The organism is Kitasatospora sp. NPDC042419 (genome assembly GCF_056437345.1).
In genome coordinates this window covers 1-19,513 of sequence record NZ_JBWKAW010000056.1, presented here as the reverse complement: position 1 = coordinate 19,513, position 19,513 = coordinate 1, and the positions used below count along the sequence as shown (strand labels likewise).

Sequence of the window (19,513 nt, the reverse complement as noted above, 5' to 3'; positions counted from 1 at the left end):
ACTCAGCCGACGCTAACGGCGGATGCCACGAAGCGACCGGACGAGTTCGGCGAACGCCCGAATGACGGCCACCCGCTCACCGGCGTCGGTACCGCGTAGGCACATCGCGAAGGACACGAGCAGCGTGGCGGCCATGACCACCAAGACGCAGAGCAGGAACCACGGGGATGCGGAGGCCAGCTCCGCGAGAGCGGACCACATCATGAACTCTCCTCGACGGTGTACGGAGTCATCCGACCGAAGAGGTCCGCATGGCAGCAGATCCTCAACGAGGGCAGATGACCTGCCAAAGGCGCAGGGCCCGAGGCTGCGCCACACCATCGCGGTGTGTTCGTTGAGATCTGCGAGAGATCAGGTGACGCTTGTTGAGAAAGGGAGCATCGCGCTCCCGTCCGCACAAGGGGCCGTCCTCCCCATCGCGGGGAAGACCCGGGGTGGAGCCGTTGCGGCTCCCATGCAGTGTGGCTCAGCCGTTGCGGCCAAGCGTCCTGGTTTGGTACTCCAGGTAGCACTCCCGGGACCTGCCCGGAAGACCCGAGTCCTGCTCAGGTTCCGGATCAAGTATTAGCACACAAGGTGTGGACTGTCGATAACTAACCTTCGACGTTCTGCACTTGGGCCCACAAGGGGCTGGGCCCCGCCCCTGCGGGCATCTGCACTTCGCGGACCGGTCTGTCAGAGTCGGGCGCTACGGTGACCGAATGGTCGAAGTTCCCTGGGCCCAGCTCGCGTCACAGCCCAAGACTGTCGAAGCACTGATCGGCATGCTGGTCATCCGGCTACACCCTCTGGCCGTCCCGATCGACGGCACGGGAGGCGACGGTGGCCGGGATCTCTTCGAGTACACCGAGAGTGGCGAGTTGGTCGTCTACGAGGTGAAATCGTTCACCGGTCGCATGGCCAGTTCGCGCCGCCAGCAGGTCATCGGATCGCTAGTGTCCGCGGCACGTCATCAGCCCGACCACTGGGACCTGCTGGTTCCTATCGATCCCAACCCTGCGGAACTACGGTGGTTCGAGAGCCTGCGCGAGCGGTTCCAGTTCGTTCGCCACTGGCGCGGGCTGACCTGGCTCAACTCCCAGTTCGCCGAACGACCGGACCTGGTTCGCTACAGCCTGCACAGCAGCAGCGACGAGATTCTCAGCATGCTCAAGGACGTGTGCGCCGAGCAGGCAGCCATGCTCCACGCAGTTCCCGACCTCGCGGCCCGCTACACGACTCTGATTCGACGCGCGGACGAGGCCTCCCCGCATTACAGCCTCCGCCCCGCCACGGACTTCGATGGGACCACGGTCATCGAGATCGTCCCCAGAACCGAGCACATCCCGGCGGACCAGCTGATAACGATGACCGCTCAAATCGCCCTAAATAAGAGCGAGCCCGACCACGTCCGCCTGCGGGAGCGCCTCGACGACGTCATCCGCTTCGGAGCCAGCTACGTACAACTGGGCAGGGAGCACCTGGCCGCCTTCAACGTCGTTGCCCCCACCGAACTCGGTATAGCTGGGGACGCGCTGCCCGACATGATCAGTATCGGCGGCCAACACGAAACTCTGGCACACCCTTTTGACGGCGCGATCGTCGTACGGACGGAGGCCGGCCTTCCGGCGGCTTCGCTGCCCGTCAGGTTCACCGAGCGGTCAACCGGCACCGACGGCGGCTATCTCTACGGGGCGGACACGACCGGCATACTCCGGGTCCGGATGCGGCTGGACGTCCCCCACCGGCGAACGCAACTCACCATGACGTTCGACCCTCCGGACCGAGCCCTGCCCTTCGCGTTCGTGCCGGCCTTGTCCTTGCTAGGACAGATGCGACCCGGCCGGGTGATGGAGCTCGTGACGCACATGGGCGGCCAGACTCATATCAGCCAGCCTGTACCGCCGTCGGGCGAGCTGATGCCGCCGGACCAGGCCCTCCAGTGGGCCGAGGCCTTCACCGACCTCGCGTCCCTACAACAGCACACCGGCCACTTCTTTCCAGTTCCCGATGGCTTCAGTCTTCGGGACGCCCGCGACGTCAAGGACGCCCTCGCACTTCTCCGTGGCGAGCAGCTGCAGCGCAGTGGCGGCACCGTGTCCGTCGTCGTGGTCAAAGCCGAAGCCTTTGACCACTTTGGCGCCGCCGACCAGCGCCGATTCGCGGCCGTCTACAGCCAAGTGGTCTACGACTTCTGCGGCAACCCCGTGGATCTCGGCCCCATGGTCGAGACCGCCGTCATCGATCGGGTGCTGAACCTGCCCGAAGCCCGTCGCGAGTTCGAGCGCGACGGCCAGGCCACTGTGCGCATGCGCGTCGCCGACGACATCCCCATGGTGCGCTACCTGGGCAGCGAGCTTCCCGCCTGACGCCCCCTTCCAAGGCAGTTCCCCCGACGACCCTGGACCGGCACAGAAGGATTCGCCTACAAATTGAACAAAGCATCCCTCTTGTGAATTGACCTATCCGTACAGCTGCTGAGGAAGGGCGCGAAGATGACGGATCTGAAGGTGTTCCGGCGGGACAGCAACGGCCGTGAGGTCGAGCTGCGGGGCTCGACAGTGACACCGGACTGAAGCGGGAGCAGGCGCGGTTGGCGCGCGGGACGAGCTGGCGAAGACGGCGGCGTGCAGTGACACGGACGCCTTCGGCGGGTGGCTGGTTCTACTGCTCCTCCCCCTTCGTCGGCACCCCTGGGCCGACTCCCCGGTCGGCAACTGGCCCCCCTGAGTCTGCCACCGACCGGGGAGCCTCCGCACCCTCCGGAGCGGGGGCGGGGTAAGGACTCCTTACCCCACAACTTGCTCCGCCAGGAGCATTGTTGGGGTCGTTCTCCCGTTCCTGTGTGGTGCTGTCCTGGCCGGGTGCGGTCATCGGCTGGCCTCGGTGCAGCGCGGGCGGATGCCGAGGAGGAGGTCTTCGGCGAAGTCGAAGGCGGGAACAGGGGGGTGGAGGCTCCAGAGGCGGGAGTGCCGGCCGCTCTGGATGCTGCGGGCACCGTCCGGGCCGGTTTCGACGCGGCGGAGGTGTCCGCGCTGGGTGAGGACAGCGATCCAGGAGTACGCCTCGGCCACGGTGGTGAAGGTGGTACACACGGTGTGCTCCCGTTCGGTGGGATTGCGGATGGGTGACCGGGCCGGGGTGACCTGGTGGGCCACCCCGGCGCTCGCGTGTCGGTCAGTTCCGGTCGGCGGTGACCGGCTGACCGGACTGGGGACGGAGCTGGGCCATCAGTTCGGTCAGCGTGGCGTTGGACAGGGGATCTTCTGACCTCGGATCGCCTCGGCGACCACCTTTCGGGTCAACCTGTCGTTCTCCAGCGCGGCCTGCCAGGCAATGGCCGGCAGTTCCTCGGTGTCCAGGTCAGGACGGCGGTCACCGTCCCGGTCAGTGAGTGGTACGTCGGTGAACGGGGTCCTGACCGGCGGGTCGGCGTCTCGGCGAGGCTAACCGTCGCGGTGGTGAACCGCCTGTTGTCCGCCGGTCGGTCACCGACCTGTCGGCCGGTGACCGAGTGACCGGATGACCGCCCAGGTCGGAGGGCTTGGTCAGACTGACCGGGGGCAGAAGCGGCTGATCGCCTGGAGCGGCGATCGCGCGACTGACCGGCCGGTCCGCACCGGGGCGACCTCGGCTGTCCTCACCACCGGTCAGCACTGCCAGCCGCTCTGTTCAGTCCCGCCTCGACGCTCACATCCCAGCGGACTCCGATGCTGGCCTCTGCGGCGACCTGCCGAACCCACGCCAGGAAGTGCTGGTTCGTGGCGACGGCCTCGCGGTAGCGCGGCAGCAGCCCGAGGGCTGGCGCTTCCTCTGCCGAGTGTGGCTCCGAAGCATCCGGGAGCGTGTCGACCGCGTGCTGCTCGATACCCCGGGACGCGAGGACGCGGGCCATACGGTCGAGCATTGCAGGCGCCTCGGCGAGGGCCTGCAGGTCGCAGCGGGTGCACATCACAGCTCCCGGGTGTAGGCGGCGGCGACCGGGTTGGTCCACGCCTGGTGAGCGGGCACAGTAGGCCGGAATCCCGGCCGGGCCAAACCAGTGCCTCGTACGGTCATGGACGACCTTGCCGAGGCGGCCGAGCACCCCGCCCGCGGGCGCTCGGCTCAGGTGCCGATGTACTCACCGATCAGCTGGCTGGCCGACAGGGTGTCCGCGTCGGGCGCATCGCGCCCCGTAGGAAAAGAAGATCCAGGATCCAAGATCCTAGATCCAGGCGCCGAGGACCCCGGGAGGGTTCGACGAACCTTCGGGGAGGGTTCGACGAATCCCGCCTGACCTGCGGTTTTCCGGGGAATGGGCACCACCTTGCGCTCGACCTCGAGCACTGAGGCGACTGCTTCAGCGGTGCCCGGCACCATCTGCGCGGCGGACGCCGGGAAGGGCTCGTGCGGCCGTTGGAGGGCTCCCCGAGTGTTCGCCGGGGTTTCGCCGAACACTCGGGGAGCCCTCGCGGCGCTCTGGACTCCAGACCCGGGACGCCTCCGACGGCGGCCTGCTGGATGCAGACCCTTCGGTACGTCCTCGCACCCTTCGGCGGCGCGAAGCGGCTCTGCACCGACTACGTCATCGGCGCCGTCCTGCTGCTCAAGCACTCCACTGAGAAGACACAGCTACTGCCGCCCGATCTCACGATCTCGGGCGGCAGCAGCTGGTCGTTTTAGTGGCTACGGGACGGACCTCACCTCAATCGCGAGAACGACGGACCACCTTCCTGATACGCGGTGAGCGCGATTCTGGCAGTCGGGAAAGCCGGTTCGGGGAGGTCTGCGGGAGCGACCCATTTGGCGGCCAGGTGCTTGTCCGGCTCGGTGTTGATCAGTTCGCCGGTCCACCGGTCCGTGGCGAAGACGAAGAGGATGAACTGCCCGAGTCCGTCGTAGCTCTGCTCGACGTGGACGACGTGGACGAGTTCGAGGTTCAGGGGATCGACCAGGAGGCCGGTCTCCTCCTTGAGCTCGCGGGCAGCCGCTTCGTCGAGGGCTTCCCCGGGCTCGGCCTTCCCCCCCCCGGCACTGTCCAGGCCGGCCGCGGGGACCAGTTGGGACCGGCGTAGTGCAGGGCGGCGATGCGGTCGGTGCACTTGTCATGGACGATCACGCAGACCGCGTTCCGGCTGTTCATGACGGCACCCATCGTCATGGTGCGAGCTCCTCGTTGGGATGCCGCAGGACGTCCGTGGTCCAGCCCGGTCTGGCCGTGTGCCAGCCGAAACGGTATCCGTTGGTACCGAGGTACGGAGCGGTGAGGGCGTGGTGGAACTCGCACCAGGCCGCGAACGCGCGCCGTGTGCAGCCGGGGAGTCCGCGAGTGCGTGGGTGGTCGTTGTAGGTGTCGAGGGCCTGTTGAACGGTCTCCAGGACCAGCGGGCCGTTGGTCATGGTGGTACTGACCACGAGCTTGGCGAGGTCATAGCCGAAGGGCGCGAGGGTGAGGGAGTCGAAGTCGATGACGGCCACTGTGGCGTCGGTGATGAGGAAGTTGCGCGGATTGGCGTCCTTGTAGAACGCGGCCGGCATGTCGGTGGCCTTCTGGAGCCAGCCCTCGACCGCTTCGAGGGTCAGGGCGGGCTCCGGTACGGCTCCGGAGGTCAGGAGGTGCCTGAGGCGCTCGCGTCGGCCGGCGACGAACCCGTCGATGGTCGTGGTGCCGCCGCTGGTGAAGGACGCGTCCAGGCGAGCGTCCGCCAGCTCGCGGAAGTAAGCGGTCGTGTGCTGGTGTCCGAGAAGGTCAGCGAGGACGACCAGATCGGCCGGACCGGCGTGGCGACCGTCGAGGTGCTCGTAGACGATCTCCCCGGGACGCTGTTCGACGACCCGCGGTGTACGAACGTCTGGATTGACGCCGGAGAGCCACCGCTGGTGGGCGAGGGAGCGCTGTTGGAGCAGCGGGTGGTCGTAGGACTTGGTGAAGGTCCTCATCGGCGGGCGGCCACCACGTAGGTGACGGTCGAGGCGGTCTCCAGCGGGTCGTCGCCGACCGTCTGCCGCAGCCTCTCGGCGATCCCCCGCTCATCACAGGCGAGTTGGTACTTGGGGTTGGTGGCCGCGTAGGCGGCGATGTGGTCGGCGTCGGTGAAGCGGAAGCGGTGCTGGTGGTGGATGATCTCCCTGACATCGAGGTGAGTGCTCACGATGTCGGCCTGGTTGTGGCTGTGGAAGGTCTCGTACAGGCTCGGCCGGTCGGCCGCCTCCGGGTCCAGGCCGCTGACGGCGAGCAGCTCGTCCAGTTCCCGGTAGCTGTCGGCGGACTTGGTGACCGTGATCGACAGCCCACCGGGTGCCAGGCAGCGGGCGATCTCCGCGACCACGGCCGCCGGACTCCGCGAGTGGTACAGGCAGAACGCGGCCGCGGCGACCGCGACCGAGGCGTCGGGCAGGGCGATGGCGTGGAAGTCGCCGCGCATGTACCGCACGCCCATCCGTCCGACCAGTCGCCGCTGGGCATCGGTGAGCAGGGCGGCGGACTGGTCGAAGGCGATGAGCTTCGGGGGATCGAGGCGCTCGGCGAGCGCGACGGTGGTGGTGCCGCGCCCGCAGCCGATGTCGAGGACGGTGCCGCGCGGCCCGGCGGCGGCGAGGTCCGCGATGACGGCGGCCGGGTGCCGACCGGCGGTCTTGGCGCGAGCGAGTGCGGTGGTGCGCTGGGCGAGGCGGCCTGCTTCGGCGTACAGAGTGCCGCGGACGCGGTCGGCGTCGAGAAACGGGTTGGCGGTCATGGACAGGTGGAGCCTTCCCGGGGAGGGGGTCGGATCATGTTCGAGGAGGCACGCCCTCGACGAAGCGGCGGGCGGCCCGGCGGCTGGTGAGGGTGACGACACGGGCGTGGCCGGCGTGCTCGGCGATCAGGGCGCGGACCTTGGGCCGCATCTGGCGCCGGTAGCCGAGGACGTAGCGGATGAAGCCCCAGTGGATGCGGTCGAAGACGCCCTGCTCGGTGTGCTGGCCACCGCGGTAGCGGCGTCGGCGCTGCAGGATCCCCCAGAGGCAGACGATCGGGGGGATGTCGAGGAAGACGACGGTGTCGGCTCGCTTGAGGCGGATGGGGAGGGTCGAAGCGAAGTTCCCGTCGATCACCCAACGCGGTTCGGCGACCAGTTCCTCCTGGATCGCCGCGAACTTCTCCGGCAGCAAGGTGTTCCAGTCGGAGTCGTAGTAAACGCCGTCGAGGTGGGTGACGGGGGCGTTGATCTTGGCGGCGAGCTGGCGTCCGACAGTGGTCTTGCCGCTGCCGCCGCAGCCGATGATGGCGATCCTGTCCATGCCGCTACAGGCTACCGAGCCGGGCGATCGACCGGGTCGCACTCGGGCACCGGCCGGGCCCGAGCCGGGGCGCGCCGACTCGCTCACCGCGCCTCGACGGGGACCAGGACGGCCCGATCGAAGTCGAAGCGAACCTCCCGACCGGGGCCGGCGACCTCGGCGCAGGACAGGTAGACCCGCCCGTCGGGCGCGATCTCCAGCTTCTCCACGACGTTGCTGGGGGGCGGGCACCGTTCGGGCAGCAGGATGTCGGTGTTGACCTTCATCCCACCCAGGTCCATGGTGGTCAGCCGTTCGTGGAGGTCCTGGGCCTGCTCCCAGGTGACGGTGGTGACTCCGCTGGTGGCGGCGTTGCCGACCGGACGGACGCGGTGCAGCAGCAGGTCGCGGGCGCCGAGGTCACGCAGCCGCTCGGCGAGCGCCGGGACGGTCATGATGTTCTCCCCGGTGAGCGTGCAGGTCGCGCCGAAGGGGAGGTTCCGGCCGAGGGCCCAGGTGAGGGTGTCGAAGGCGGCGTCGAAGGAGCCCGGCCGTCGGATCCGGTCGTGCGCCTCGGCGGTGCCGCCGTCGAGCGAGACCCGCAGCATGTCGAGGTGCTCGGCGGCGCGGGCGAGGAACGCCCGCCGCTTGTAGCCGTTGGTGCAGATCTCGGTGCGGTAGCCGAGCGACTTGGCGACGGCCAGGACGGTCGGCAGGCCCTCGAAGAGCAGGGGCTCCCCGCCCAGCAGGCACACGTCGCGGCAGTCGTAGCGGGCGAGGAAGTAGGTGAGGGCGGCGGCGGCCTGGTCGACGGTGACGGTGTCGGGCCGCTTGAGGTCCTCGCCGTGGTAGCAGGTGGTGCAGGAGAAGTCGCAACGGAAGAGCAGCTCCAGGTAGAGCTTCTCGACCCGCTGGATGCCGGGGAGTACGGGAGGGAGCTGGTTCACGTGCGGTTTCCTTCCGTCGGTGGGAGCAGGGTCGGCGTACCGCTCAGCACGCGATCCACGGTGCGCAGTTGGCGGGTGAGGCGGAACCGGTCGAGTCCGTCGATGCAGCGGGCGATCAGGTCGGCGTGGGCCTGGCTGCCGGTGATGCGGGTGAGCGCCGTGACCGTGGCCAGTACGTCGGGGCCGCTGGTGACGACCAGCTCCCGCGGCACGACCGCCTCGGCACCCCGGAGGGTGGCCGGTGCCAGTGGCAGGCAACCGGCGAGGACGGACTCGAAGATCCGCTGGGTGAACTGGCCGCTTCGGGCGTACCGCGCCGGGGCGAGCAACACGGTGGCCACCGAGGCCGCGTAGAGCGGGGCGACCTCGTCGAAGGGGATACGTCCGGTGAAGTTCACGTCCGGCCATCGGGCGGTGTCGGTCCATTTCCCGGCCACCCGGTGCGGCAGCCGGGCTGCGGCCGGGGAGAAGTACCGGTCGAAGGCAACGTCCCGGTCGTACTGGTTGCCGATGTACACCAGCGGCACGGGACGCCCGTGGGCGGCGAGTGCCGCAGGGTGGGCCCGGTCGAGCGCGTCGTCGTCGACCGGGAACAGCAGGCTCTCGGTTCCCGGCGAGGGGTGAAGGGCCGCTTCGCAGACCTGCACGTGGCCGAGGGCCCGGAGCGAGCTGTCGGCGGGCAACTGCCGGTCCTTGTCCCAGATCAGCGTACGGACGCCGTGGTGGTGGGTGTAGTGGTCGAGGAGTTCCTGCTGCCGATGGAGGTCGCAGGTGTGCCCTTCGCTGCCGCATCGGGTGGTGTTGCGCCCCGGAATCGGCCAGCGCCATTCCAGGAACAGCGCGTCGATCTCGGGCAGGCCACCGTCCCACTCGTAGCTGGTGGTGAGGTCGGTGCCGGCCTCCAGCAGGTCTCGGTCGGCCTGCAGGAGGACGACGTCGTGGCCGCGGACGGTGAGCCCGTCCAGCAGGGTGCGGCGGTGGCTCCGTCCTCCGTCCGGAGTGTCGGTGACGCCGGAGCCGAGGAAGCCCCAGAAGCTGTAGCCGATCCTCATGTCTTGGTCACCCACCAGTCCTCGATCAGGACCGCGTCCAGCCCGGACTCGGCCAGGCAGTCGAGCGCCATCTCCGGGGTGCCGCACATCGGCTTGCCCTTGACGTTCAAGGAGGTGTTGATCAGCACGGGCACGCCGGTGATCTCGGCGAAGGCCGCCAGGATCCGGGCGAGGAGCGGGTTGTCCCTGGACGCCAGCGTCTGCACCCGAGCGGTCCCGTTGGCGTGGACGACGGCCGGGATCAGTTCGCGGGCCAGGTCGGTGACCGGCGAGGCCATCGACATGAACGGCGCATCCTGGCCGAGGGTGAAGTAGTCGTCAGCCCGGTCGGCCAGCACGACCGGCGCGAACGGGCGGAACGGCTCCCGGAACTTCACGGTGGCGTTGAGCCGCTCCACAACGCCCTCCCGCAGCGGCGACGCGAGGATCGAACGATTCCCGAGCGCGCGCGGCCCGGCCTCCCCGCTCCCCTGGAAGAGCCCGACGAACGTCCCCCGGGCGAGCTCGCCGGCGACGTGTCCGGCCGGATCGAGCAGCCGTTGGGCAGTCATGCCGGGCAGCGGCACGGACTGCAGCTCCACACCGGGGAAAGCCGGCCCGAGGTAGCAGGACCGGGCCAGTCCGGCCGGAAGGTTCCGGTGCCGGGCGAGGTGGACGGCGGCCACGGCGCCGATCGCCGTGCCGGAGTCGCCCGGGGCAGGCGGGACGGCGACCTCGTCGAACAGCCCGGAAGCGATGATCTTTCCGATGCTGACGCAGTTCATCGCGACTCCCCCGCCGACGCACAGCAGCCGGGCGCCCGTCCGCTCGCGGGCGATCCGCGCCAGGTGCAGCATCACCTGCTCCGTGCGCTCCTGGAGGCTGGCTGCGAGGTCCGCGTGTACGAGATCGACGTCCTCGCCCGGCCGTCGGGGCGGGCAGGTGAGCGCCGTGAAGGCAGCCGTCAGCCGCGGGAAGCGGCTGTCCATGACCCGCAACCCGATCAGCCGGTGGTCGAGGGCGAAGCCGTCGGTGGTGAGCCGGACGGCCTTGGCGAACAGGGCCCGGAAGCGCTGGGGATCGCCGAGGGCGGCCAGCGCCATGACGGTGCCCTCCTCGTCGCCCCGCCGCCAGCCCAGGTGCTCGGTGACCGCACCGTAGACGTAGCCGAGCGAGGCCGGGTCGTCCTGGGCGTGGACGATCCGGTACGAGCAGCCGGTCGCACCCCGTCGGGCATGCCCGATCGTGGTGGCCTGCACCTCCCCCAGGCTGTCCACCACCAGTACGGCGGCATCCTCGTAACCGGAGGCGGCGAAGGCGTACAGCCCGTGGGCCCGGTGGTGGAGGACCGGCTGCACGGAGGCGTTCGGGAAGGCTCCGGCCAGGCGTGCCAAACGCCCGCGGGTGTTGGCCGCGACCCTGGCGAACGAGCGGGCCCGCGGCAACGCCCTGGCCGACGTCGCTGGCCGCACGGCGTGGGCGAGTGCAGCGGGGACCGCCCTCAGGTAGAGCTGTGGCGCGAAGTTGTACGCGACGGTGTCGACGTCCGCGTGGGCCAGGCCGGCCTCGTCCAGGAGCCATTCCACAGCCAGCGTCGGGAAGCGCTTGTCGTGCTTGACGCCGCTGAGCCGCTCCTCCTCGACGAAGCCGACGAGCTCGCCGTCGACGACCAGAGCGGCCGCGGAGTCGTGGGTGTAGGAGCACAGGCCCAGCACGGTGCTGCGGTTCGCGGTCATCGCCATCACCTCTTCGCCGGGATCGCCGGTGCCGGCATCGGCGCGAGCGGGACCTTCTGCTCGCGCTGGTCGTACCAGAGCCCCATCGCTTCGGGCAGCGGACCGCTCGACTCGGCGGCCCGGGCGCGGGCGTCGTCGTGCCGCCCGTTCTTCCAGAGCCGGTAGCTGGCCAGGACCGCGGCGAAGCCGTCCCAGACCGGATGGCCAACGGCCTCGCCCACCGTCACCTGCTTCAGCACCGGGTCGAAGTCGTCCCATGGGATGCCGACCGGCTGCCACCGTCGCGAGGCCTCCTCCTCGGCGGGCAGCTGCCACGCGGTGTCCTGGTGCTGGGCGTACAGATGCAGGGAGTCGACGTGGTGGTGGTAGTCGCCGACCTCGACGCCGAGCCAGCCGGCCATCAGCTCGTGCAGGACGGTGGTGGTGATCAGGTCGTACGGGAGGCCGAGCCAGACGTCCTGGCTTCGCATGCTGGTGTGCATCTCCAGGCGGCCTGCGCGCAGGTAGAAGCGGTAGCCGAGGGTGCAGGGGACGTCCTTGTGGCCGGCGGTGTCCCTGCCGGGGTCGAAGATCTGCACGACGGCCCGACGGCTCTCGCTGTCACGGGTCAGCTGGCGCCGGACGTAGTCGAGCTGGTCCAGCTGCCCGTGCCAGCGCCGCAGCCGAGGCCCGTAGGCGCCCTGGAGTGCGCCGTGGTCGGCGAGGGCGGCGAGGCGGCTGTTGAAGTCGTGGATCCAGTCGGCGCTGGAGCCGGAGAGGATCCAGACCGTCTCGGCGGCGGCGAACGCCGGATTGAGCACCCGGTACGGGTCCAGGTGGACGAGCCGAGCGGTGGGGTCGGTCAGCTTGAGGTAGGCGCCCATGAGCTCGGCCGTGGCCATGCCGCGCGGCGCGACGCTGCGGCCCTGGCTCAGGATGGCCTTGCCGGCACGGGTGAACAGCGCGTTCGCGCTGTCGGCGGCGGTGACGAACACAGTGACTCCGTTCGACGTCGGGACGGGACCGTTCAGGCGTTCGCGAGCTGCGGGGAGTTGGCCGTGAGGTGGGCGAGCTGCCGGGAGATGCCCTGGACCAGGGCGGTGCGGGGCCTCCATCCCAGGAGTTCACCGGCCCGGGAGCGGTCGGCGAGGGTGGCGTCCACATCGCCGGCCTCGGCCGACAACCGGTTGACCCGCACGGGGTGTCCGGTCAGCTCCTCGATCGCGGCCAGGACGTCGAGCACGCTGGTGCTGACACCGGCGCCGATGTTGAGCACGGTGCTCCCGATCCCGGCAGTCGCGGCAGCGATGGCGGCCCGGACGACGTCACCGACGTACGTGAAGTCCCGGCGCTGGTCACCGCTCCCGTACAGGTTCAGGGCCGGACCTCCGAGCGCCGCCGCGAGTGCGCGGCCGATCAGCATGTCCGGCCGCTGACGCGGGCCGTAGACGGTGAACAACCGCAGCGCCACCGCGGTGACCACCGACGAGGCCTTGCCTGCGTGAGCGAGGCACAGCTGCTCGCCGGCCAGTTTGCTGACCGCGTACGGCGACTCCGGCGTCGGCGTCCGCTTCTCGCCGGACGCGCCTTCGAGGATGCTGCCGTACACGCTGGACGACGAGGCGTAGACCAGTCGCGGAACCCGGACCTCCTCGCAGGCGGCCAGCACCCGCTCGGTCGCGAACACGTTGCAGGCGGTGTACTCGGCGAACCGCTCGCCCCAGGACCCGCGCACCCCCGGCAGGCCGGCGAAGTGGAAGACAGCGTCGGCCTGGAGGAACAGCGCCGCGAGCGGGCAGGTCCTCAGGTCGGCGACGACAAAGGTGAAGTCCGGGCTGCCCAGGGCGACCGCGAGATTGGCCGCCGCCACCGGATCGACCCCGGGATCGCGGCGGTCCACACCGACGACGGTGACACCTTCGGCGAGGAGTGCGTCGACCACGTGCGAGCCGATGAAGCCGGCCGCTCCGGTCACGACGACCCTCTTCAGTCCGCGCCGTTCCACGCCGTGGCGATCGTTCATGAAGTCTCCTGAGTGCAGTCTGAGTTGGTGCCGCAGGAACGCGCGCCCAGGTCCGCTGATCGGCGGGGCTCCGGACGGCTTCCTCCAGTCAACGACCCTCGGAGCGCCGATGGTCAGGAAGAACTCGGCGGCCCGTACTCGCGGGCGACCGGAAAACTTGACCTTCCCATTACTCGAAAACCTGCACCCTGGTAGTTGCGGCGCTACTTTGTGCACATGGCGGACAACCTCGTACTTCGCCGATTCATGGACGATCCCGGCCTGACCCAGGCCGAGTTGGCCCATCGCGTCAACCTGGAGATCGGCCGCCTGACAGGAAAGCCGGGCACCGTATCGGAGCGGACGGTCTACAACTGGCTTACAGGTAAGACCAGCTGGCCGCCGGTCAAACACCGGGAAGCACTCCGGGCAGTATTCGGGTGTACTGGTCCAGACCTCGGGTTCGTCCAACCCGAGGGAGGCCATCGCCCGCACCCGGAGGATGATGTGAAGCGACGATCTTTCATGACCGCCGTGACCGGAACCGCCCTCGCGGTCGGCTCCGCCGCTGTGGCAGCGCCTCGCAGGGTCGGCCACAGCGACGTGGAGCGGCTCAACACCCGGTTCGCCGATGTGATCGCCAGCGACCACCGGCACGGGGGAAGGCTCAGCATCGAAGCGCGCGCGGAAGCACTCGCCGACGAGGCCCTCGATCTCCAGCAACGCGGAGCTGCCAGCCAACGTGTCCGCGCCGCGCTCTTCGGTTGTGCCGCGTCCTTCATGTCCTCCGCCCTGTGGGCCGCCATCGACGGCCGGCGTTTCGACACCGCACTGCGCCACCACGAGCGAGCCGCGAGCCTGGCCGCGATGTCCGGGGATGCCGCCATCCAGTTCCGCATCTGGTCCCACGCCGGCAGCCTCTACCGGCACATGCGCAAGCCGAACGAAGCCCTCGCGGCCAACGATGTCGCCCGCAACCTCCCGATCGCCCGCCGAGATCCTCTCTTCGCCTCCCTCGGCCACGCTCGACATGCCGCGATCCACGGCCTGACCGGTGACGTGAACGCCGTCCGCCGGTCCGCCGGCCGGGCCCAGGACGCACTCGACCGGGCGGGCACCAGCGACGTCCGCCCGGTCTGGCTGGCCGCGCACTACGACCAGGCAGAGCTGGACTCCCTCGCGCTCGCCGCCCACCTGGCGCTCGGCCGCTACGAGGACGCCGAGTTCCACGCTCACCGGAGCCTCGGCCTGCTCCGTCCCCACATGCAGCGAAGCCGTGCCATCACCAATGCCCGACTGGCCCGTGCCCAACTCGGCCAGGGCGACCTCGAACCCGCCGTCACCACCGCCATGGCCGTCCCGGCAGAGCTGGCCGCGCACCCGCGAGTCGCCGGCATGCTCGACCGCTTCGGCTCCGCCCTGCTGGACGTGGCGCCGAACAGCCCCCATGCGCAACTCTGGGACCAGTACACCCACGACAATCGAAGGACATCCACGTGACGGAGCCGCACCTGCGCCACTTCACCGAGCTGACCCCCCTCGCGCGCCGGACGCTGCTCGACCTGTACGCGGACGTCCGAGCGCCACTGCTCCACCTCCCCAACTACGCCGTCGCCACGTTCGCCGAGCGTCTCGACCGCCACAGCGGCGAGCCCGGCTTCGAAGCCGTCATCGGCTACGACGGGGACGAGCCGATCGGCTACGCCTACGGCAACACCATCCGCTCCGGCGACCGCTGGTGGACCCGGATGTCCAAGCCGATGGCCCCCGACCTCATCGCCGACCCGATGTTCGCACTCAAGGAACTGGGCGTCCGCGCACCGTGGCGCGGCACGGGGGCCGCCCGCCGCATCCACGAGGGCCTCGCAGGCAACCGCCCCGAGGAACGGATCACCCTGATGGTGAACCCCGCCGCCGGCGACGGCAAGGTGCTGGCTCTGTACGAGTCATGGGGGTATGCGGCTGTCAACGAGGTCCAGCCGAACCCAGATACCCCTCCGCTGGTGGCCATGATCCGGACTTGCGTCGACTGACGGATCATCACTATTTGTTTGGCGAATCGCGCGCCAACTTGAGCTTGCCGATGCCAGACTGATGCGATGGAGGACCTGCGTAGCTGGATGGCCACTATGGAGACGGCGATAGCCAGAGGCGAAAGGAGATTTGCAGAGGTATTCCGACAGATTCTAATCCCCGGGCCCCGAACGGTTGAATCCGATGGCGTGCTCAGGATCCAGCCATATGGCCGAATTTTCATCCCCGGCTCCACCTACCAGCACATGCACGCCATCAGCTGGCTCGATCACCCAGACAATTCCCCAGATCTTGGCCTTGCCGACGACCTCGGAGCAGCGCTAACGCTGGCATCGGATCGGCGGATAGAAGTCATCCCGAGTCAAACTCTCACCAAGCACGGCGAACCCGGCAGAATAACATTCCTCCCAGTTTCTGATATCGCTGACCGCCGCCTCATGGGCCCACTTGCCGAAGGATTCGAAGTTGACAAAGAAATGCGTCACCTTCTGGCCGGGCTGAGCTCCCTGACCGGTCCGGCAGGAAGCACCGTTTCCGCAGCGATGCGACTGCACTACGGAGCCTGCCTCCTCTTCACGAGCGAGCTCGCCGCCGCATACACACTCCTAGTTGCTGGGATCGAGACGCTCGCAGGCAATTTCCATGACTTCCTTCCGACCTGGGAGGCATGGGACCAAGCTGCGAGCTGGGACAAGTTCATCAGAAGACAGTCCCTCTCAGGCACTCAAGCCGACGCACTTCGCCATAAGTTGATCGAGAAGAACCATCATATGCGACTGGGCGAGCGATTCGCCGACTATGCATCCAAAAACGCCAGCACGTCATTCTTTCGACAGGAGCTGTCCACTTGGGTGCCGAAATTCGATGCAACCACTGGTGGACTAGACGGCGGCCGGTGGAACCGCGGTCCCACCATTGGAGAGCTGAATTCAAACAAGGATGAACTCAAGAAGGCACTGAAACAGTCCTACAAGGCCCGGTCCGGCTACGTTCATACAGGCGACCGAGGAGAGACTCCCATTGCACAGGCAATAGGAATGCAGTCCGGATACCAAGAAAATAGGCCCGTCCCCTTCGCGATCCTCAGATCACTACTCAGGGATCTCATATTGACGGAAATCGACACCCGATGCACAAGCCGCGAAACGCTGCCGTTCCACCACGAGAGCGAAATCGGACGCAAGACGCTCCTCACCGAAGCAAGCCCCTTCCTCAGGCAGCCCCCGCAGCGGGATCAGTAGAGCCTGCCGACCTTCTCACGTCGCGCCACAGCGGGGAGGCGAGCCAGAGCACGCACCACTCCTTCTACCCACGGGTGCCGCTCCCCGTGCGACGAGGCCGCTTCCAAATCGATCTTGACGAGTGCATCCCAGCGACTCCATCGGCCGGTTGGTGCGGGCAGACGGCACAAATGCCAGCGAAGCGTCCGCACCCGAGTCAGACCCAGCGGGGCGTGGGCGACCCGTCTGGATCCAACCCGTATGGCCACCTCAACCTGAAACTTCGTGAAACGTAACCAGCGTTAGCGGCCTCTACCTCCAAGGCCGCTGCACCCTCGCGGTCCCCGGCGCTCTCCCGTAGCTCAGCCAGGATGAGCATCGCGGAAGGGTCGCCCGCATCAGCGGCCCATCGGTAGAGTCTCCGGGCGTCCTCGTGATTGCCAGCTGCCCTTCGCAGCTCTGCCAGGCTGGTCAATAGGTAGAGGTAACCAACTCCGGCAGCCCGCCGCGCCAAAGCTTCGGCCCGCTCACAATCCCCTGCCTCCTCCCACAACTTCACGAGCGTCTTCAAGATCACTGGATTGCCAAATTCCACAGCACCCCGGAGATCGGATTCCGCCATCTCGTGATGCCCGCATTCATCCCAGAGCTCAGCCAATTCGACAAACCCATTGGTGACGTCACGATCGACCGTCTGCCGGTAGAGCGCTTCCGCACCCTCACGATCGCCAGCTTCCTCCCGCATCTCCGCCAGCCTGATCAGCACGGAGAAGTCGGCGAGGTCGGCAGCCCGCCGCGCCAGAGCTTCGGCACCCTCTCGATCTCCGGCCTCCTCCCGGGTCACCGCCAGGAGCTCCAAGACGAGGGGGACTCCGTTATCTGCAGCTTGTCGGCAGGCCTCGGCACCCTCGATATCTCCAGCCTTCTCTCGCACTGCCGCCAGGCTCAGCAGGGCGAACGGATGTCCGGTATCGGTAGCCTGTCGATAGAGGGCTTCGGCGCCCTCGCGATCTCCAAGCTTGTCTCGCAACCGCGCCAGGCCGAGCATGGCGTCAAGGTCACCGATGTCGGCCGCGTATCGGTAGAGAAGTCCAGCACCGTCGTAGTCTCCGGCTTCCTCTCGCATTTCGGCCATGATGACCAGGCCGCCGGCGTTGCCGACATCGGCGGCCCGCCGCGCCAGAGCTTCGGCACGCTCTCGATCTCCGGCCTCCTCCCGGGTAACTGCCATATGGGCAAGGGCATCTGGATGGCCTGCGTCAGCGGCCCGGGCATAGAGGTGATGGGCCCATTGCCGTCGGTGCCTGCTTTCCGCAGCCGCAGCGAGATTGCCGAGGTCTTCGGCGCTGGTGAGATGGGTGTGGGCGGCGTGCCAGAAGGAGGCCGGAGGGCACAGCCGGTAGCGGATGGTACGGCCGTGCTGCTCCAGGTAGTCAGCAAGACGAAACGTGAGTCTCGCCACCAGTCCGGATGTCGCGACGGACGCTTGCCCCCTGGAGGCTGGTTCGAAGGACGAATGACGCTGCGACGCAAGGGGGCCTGTTTGCCATGGACCAATCGGACGACGTCGGCGAAGGCAGCTTCAGCCCCGTCCTCGGTGAACTGCGCGTAGTCGTGGTCGGCGAGGTAGTCAGCCGCAGCAGCGATAAGGAAGGACTGAGGCAGGTGGAGGCCAACGCCGAGGCGGCGCGCGTCCATTGCAGCCTCCAGTAATGCTCTAACGGCGGGGCTGCCCTGTTCGTAGCGGCGCAGGAGCTCCGGAACGCCAGCGAGGTCCTGGGCGAGCCTCCCGTCTGCACGGGCGCGGGAGAGTGCGTCCGCCAAGAGTCGGTCACCGGACCGGGCAAGTGCCGCTGCCCTGCGGACCGCATCCTGATCGAAAGCGTCGGGCACGGCGACAGTGCGCCCGGTGAGGAGTTCGCGGACTCGGCTGTACGGATCCGGAGCATGCGGAGCAGGGATGTCTGTATACCTGTCAATATACTCAGGCCACAGGGTTCCCAATACCAGGACGGGCCCGCGGCTGGGGTCAGTGAGCAGAGCATGGAGGGCGGCCGCGATGCGCTCACCAGTCTGCAGAGCGCCGAGATAGTGCTGGGCTTCATTCAGCCACACCACCGTGCGGGGCCCGACACGTTCGAGGTCAGTAAGCGCAGCCTCAGCGCGAGTGGGGTCATAGGGATGCCACAGCCGCCACCCCTCGGGGCCTAGCGGCTGGACCGCCTCCCAGCACGCCCGCGTCTTGCCCGTGGAGGACGATCCGACCAGGACCAGCATTCGGCTGCAACCGGCCGCAGCCTCGCGCACCACTCCAGCCATCACCTGATCGTGGACACGGCGGACGTAGCCTGACAGCGCCCTCACTGTCCGCGCATCCGATTCAACGCCGGCGGCGCTGGAGGGATGGACTTCCAGGTCGTGCGGATCCCACTCCGCGATTAGCTTGCCCAGATCTTCGCCCTGTCCTGATGCGAGCGCGGACACCGCGGTAGCACCTCTCGCGGCCCGGCCCAGCCCCAGCAGTTCCTCATCTGGCAGACCGAGTGCGTTGGCCAGCGCCGCGATCGTCTGGGCAGTTGGCACTCGCTCGCCAGCCAGGGCCGCATGGACGGTGCCACGACTCAGCCCCGTCCGGTGGGCTAGCTGGGTGACCTGCAATCCAGCACGAGCCAACCCGTCAAGCAGCCGCTTGCGCAGCTCTGGAAGCGGATCCTGACGTCCGTCGTGTTCCTTGTGCAGCATCCATCCCCCCGCCGCGGGTGTTCAACGGTGTTCATCTTCGCCCAGCATGAACCACGCCGAACACCGTTTCCGGGACCGTCGGTCACGTCATGCCCCCGCCGCCGCTTGGAGACCACCGTGACCCGTCTCGCCATCGTCCTACTCGCTTTCGTCGTCGTCATTCTCCTCGCGCTCCTGATTGCCGTGGGTGCAGGCACCTTGGCCCGCCTTGAAGGCGCCACCTACCCGGCCACCTTGATGCGCGCCGCCACCGCCTTTGCCGCAGCCTTGACCCTCGCTGCAGTAGTCATCGGGGCACTCGCACAGTTCCTCCCGTGACCCCAGACCACAGGGAGACCTTCTGTTACTGATACGGCGTCACCCTGCCTTCGCCGTGGTCTGCTTCAGACCTGCGAACTGGAAATCAGCCAACCCCCTTACTTTCACGCACCTCAGGCGAACAATTTTACCCAGAGATCAACAGTCGCGACTGAACGTGATTACCCCTGGCCAGCTAGGCCACTGTGAGAAGCCGTTGTCGTATCGATCTTGGTGGACGTGGGTTCGACTGGACAGCACGGTCGGGTGATCTTGCCGATTGCCGAGCATGAAGACAGGGCCT

19 protein-coding genes and 1 pseudogene are annotated in these 19,513 nt (G+C 68.1%); 7 read left to right on the top strand and 13 right to left on the bottom strand.

Annotated elements, in window-relative coordinates; translation table 11 throughout:
• Positions 1–12: 12 nt before the first annotated feature.
• Positions 13–204 (bottom strand): hypothetical protein, encoded by a 192-nt coding sequence (locus AC067J_RS42455; RefSeq protein WP_470327186.1) that lies wholly within the window; start codon positions 202–204, stop codon positions 13–15.
• 497 nt (positions 205–701) lie between these two features.
• Between AC067J_RS42455 and AC067J_RS42450 the strand changes: the two genes are divergently transcribed.
• Positions 702–2,348: a hypothetical protein gene (locus AC067J_RS42450; protein WP_478308201.1), complete on the top strand. Its 1,647-nt coding sequence runs from the start codon at positions 702–704 to the stop codon at positions 2,346–2,348.
• A 501-nt stretch (positions 2,349–2,849) separates the two neighbouring features.
• On the opposite strand, the gene AC067J_RS42445 is transcribed toward AC067J_RS42450, so the two are convergent.
• Positions 2,850–3,074 (bottom strand): hypothetical protein, encoded by a 225-nt coding sequence (locus AC067J_RS42445; RefSeq protein ID WP_478308200.1) that lies wholly within the window; start codon positions 3,072–3,074, stop codon positions 2,850–2,852.
• Positions 3,075–3,619: 545 nt separating this feature from the next.
• Positions 3,620–3,886, bottom strand: coding sequence for a hypothetical protein (locus tag AC067J_RS42440; RefSeq protein WP_478308198.1), 267 nt, complete (start codon positions 3,884–3,886; stop codon positions 3,620–3,622).
• 596 nt (positions 3,887–4,482) lie between these two features.
• Between AC067J_RS42440 and AC067J_RS42435 the strand changes: the two genes are divergently transcribed.
• Positions 4,483–4,644, top strand: coding sequence for a hypothetical protein (locus AC067J_RS42435; RefSeq protein WP_478308197.1), 162 nt, complete (start codon positions 4,483–4,485; stop codon positions 4,642–4,644).
• 17 nt (positions 4,645–4,661) lie between these two features.
• Here the strand turns inward: AC067J_RS42435 and AC067J_RS42430 are convergent, their stop codons facing one another.
• From AC067J_RS42430 to AC067J_RS42390, 9 genes are all read right to left on the bottom strand, one after another.
• Positions 4,662–5,063: an NUDIX domain-containing protein gene (locus AC067J_RS42430; RefSeq protein ID WP_478308196.1), complete on the bottom strand. Its 402-nt coding sequence runs from the start codon at positions 5,061–5,063 to the stop codon at positions 4,662–4,664.
• Positions 5,064–5,118: 55 nt separating this feature from the next.
• The gene (locus tag AC067J_RS42425; RefSeq protein WP_478308195.1) at positions 5,119–5,901 is read right to left on the bottom strand and encodes a phosphotransferase; all 783 of its coding nucleotides are present in this window, start codon (positions 5,899–5,901) and stop codon (positions 5,119–5,121) included.
• Positions 5,898–6,698 carry a class I SAM-dependent methyltransferase gene (locus AC067J_RS42420; protein ID WP_376170957.1) on the bottom strand — a complete coding sequence of 267 codons (801 nt, stop codon included), beginning with the start codon at positions 6,696–6,698 and terminating at the stop codon, positions 5,898–5,900. The genes AC067J_RS42425 and AC067J_RS42420 overlap by 4 nt, the downstream gene beginning before the upstream one ends.
• Before the next feature lie 34 nt (positions 6,699–6,732).
• Positions 6,733–7,242 carry a P-loop NTPase family protein gene (locus AC067J_RS42415; RefSeq protein ID WP_380390594.1) on the bottom strand — a complete coding sequence of 170 codons (510 nt, stop codon included), beginning with the start codon at positions 7,240–7,242 and terminating at the stop codon, positions 6,733–6,735.
• Between the two features lie 83 nt (positions 7,243–7,325).
• Complete coding sequence (locus AC067J_RS42410) at positions 7,326–8,168, bottom strand: radical SAM protein (protein WP_478308193.1); 843 nt, start codon at positions 8,166–8,168, stop codon at positions 7,326–7,328.
• On the bottom strand, positions 8,165–9,235 hold the full coding sequence (locus AC067J_RS42405; RefSeq protein WP_478308192.1) for a glycosyltransferase family protein: 1,071 nt from the start codon (positions 9,233–9,235) through the stop codon (positions 8,165–8,167). Before AC067J_RS42405 ends, AC067J_RS42410 begins: the two co-directional genes overlap by 4 nt.
• A complete protein-coding gene (locus tag AC067J_RS42400; RefSeq protein ID WP_478308191.1) occupies positions 9,217–10,935 on the bottom strand; it encodes a carbamoyltransferase family protein in 1,719 nt (572 codons plus the stop codon). Before AC067J_RS42400 ends, AC067J_RS42405 begins: the two co-directional genes overlap by 19 nt.
• A 5-nt stretch (positions 10,936–10,940) precedes the next feature.
• The gene (locus AC067J_RS42395) at positions 10,941–11,909 is read right to left on the bottom strand and encodes a thymidylate synthase (RefSeq protein WP_478308189.1); all 969 of its coding nucleotides are present in this window, start codon (positions 11,907–11,909) and stop codon (positions 10,941–10,943) included.
• 32 nt (positions 11,910–11,941) lie between these two features.
• The gene (locus tag AC067J_RS42390; protein WP_478308188.1) at positions 11,942–12,937 is read right to left on the bottom strand and encodes an NAD-dependent epimerase/dehydratase family protein; all 996 of its coding nucleotides are present in this window, start codon (positions 12,935–12,937) and stop codon (positions 11,942–11,944) included.
• Between the two features lie 504 nt (positions 12,938–13,441).
• Between AC067J_RS42390 and AC067J_RS42385 the strand changes: the two genes are divergently transcribed.
• The 4 genes from AC067J_RS42385 (at position 13,442) to AC067J_RS42370 (ending at position 17,782) form a co-directional block, all read left to right on the top strand.
• Entirely contained in the window at positions 13,442–14,416 is a 975-nt protein-coding gene (locus AC067J_RS42385) for a hypothetical protein (RefSeq protein WP_478308187.1), read from the top strand.
• On the top strand, positions 14,413–14,949 hold the full coding sequence (locus AC067J_RS42380) for a GNAT family N-acetyltransferase (RefSeq protein ID WP_478308186.1): 537 nt from the start codon (positions 14,413–14,415) through the stop codon (positions 14,947–14,949). The genes AC067J_RS42385 and AC067J_RS42380 overlap by 4 nt, the downstream gene beginning before the upstream one ends.
• A gap of 66 nt (positions 14,950–15,015) precedes the next feature.
• Positions 15,016–16,191: a hypothetical protein gene (locus AC067J_RS42375; RefSeq protein ID WP_478308185.1), complete on the top strand. Its 1,176-nt coding sequence runs from the start codon at positions 15,016–15,018 to the stop codon at positions 16,189–16,191.
• Positions 16,192–16,798: 607 nt separating this feature from the next.
• On the top strand, positions 16,799–17,782 hold the full coding sequence (locus AC067J_RS42370) for a hypothetical protein (protein WP_478308207.1): 984 nt from the start codon (positions 16,799–16,801) through the stop codon (positions 17,780–17,782).
• A 962-nt stretch (positions 17,783–18,744) separates the two neighbouring features.
• Here the strand turns inward: AC067J_RS42370 and AC067J_RS42365 are convergent.
• Positions 18,745–18,912 (bottom strand): annotated as a pseudogene (locus AC067J_RS42365) (helix-turn-helix domain-containing protein); the annotation flags it as partial.
• Positions 18,913–19,029: 117 nt separating this feature from the next.
• On the opposite strand from AC067J_RS42365, the gene AC067J_RS42360 reads away from it, so the two are divergent.
• On the top strand, positions 19,030–19,230 hold the full coding sequence (locus AC067J_RS42360) for a hypothetical protein (protein ID WP_478308184.1): 201 nt from the start codon (positions 19,030–19,032) through the stop codon (positions 19,228–19,230).
• Positions 19,231–19,513 lie beyond the last annotated feature (283 nt).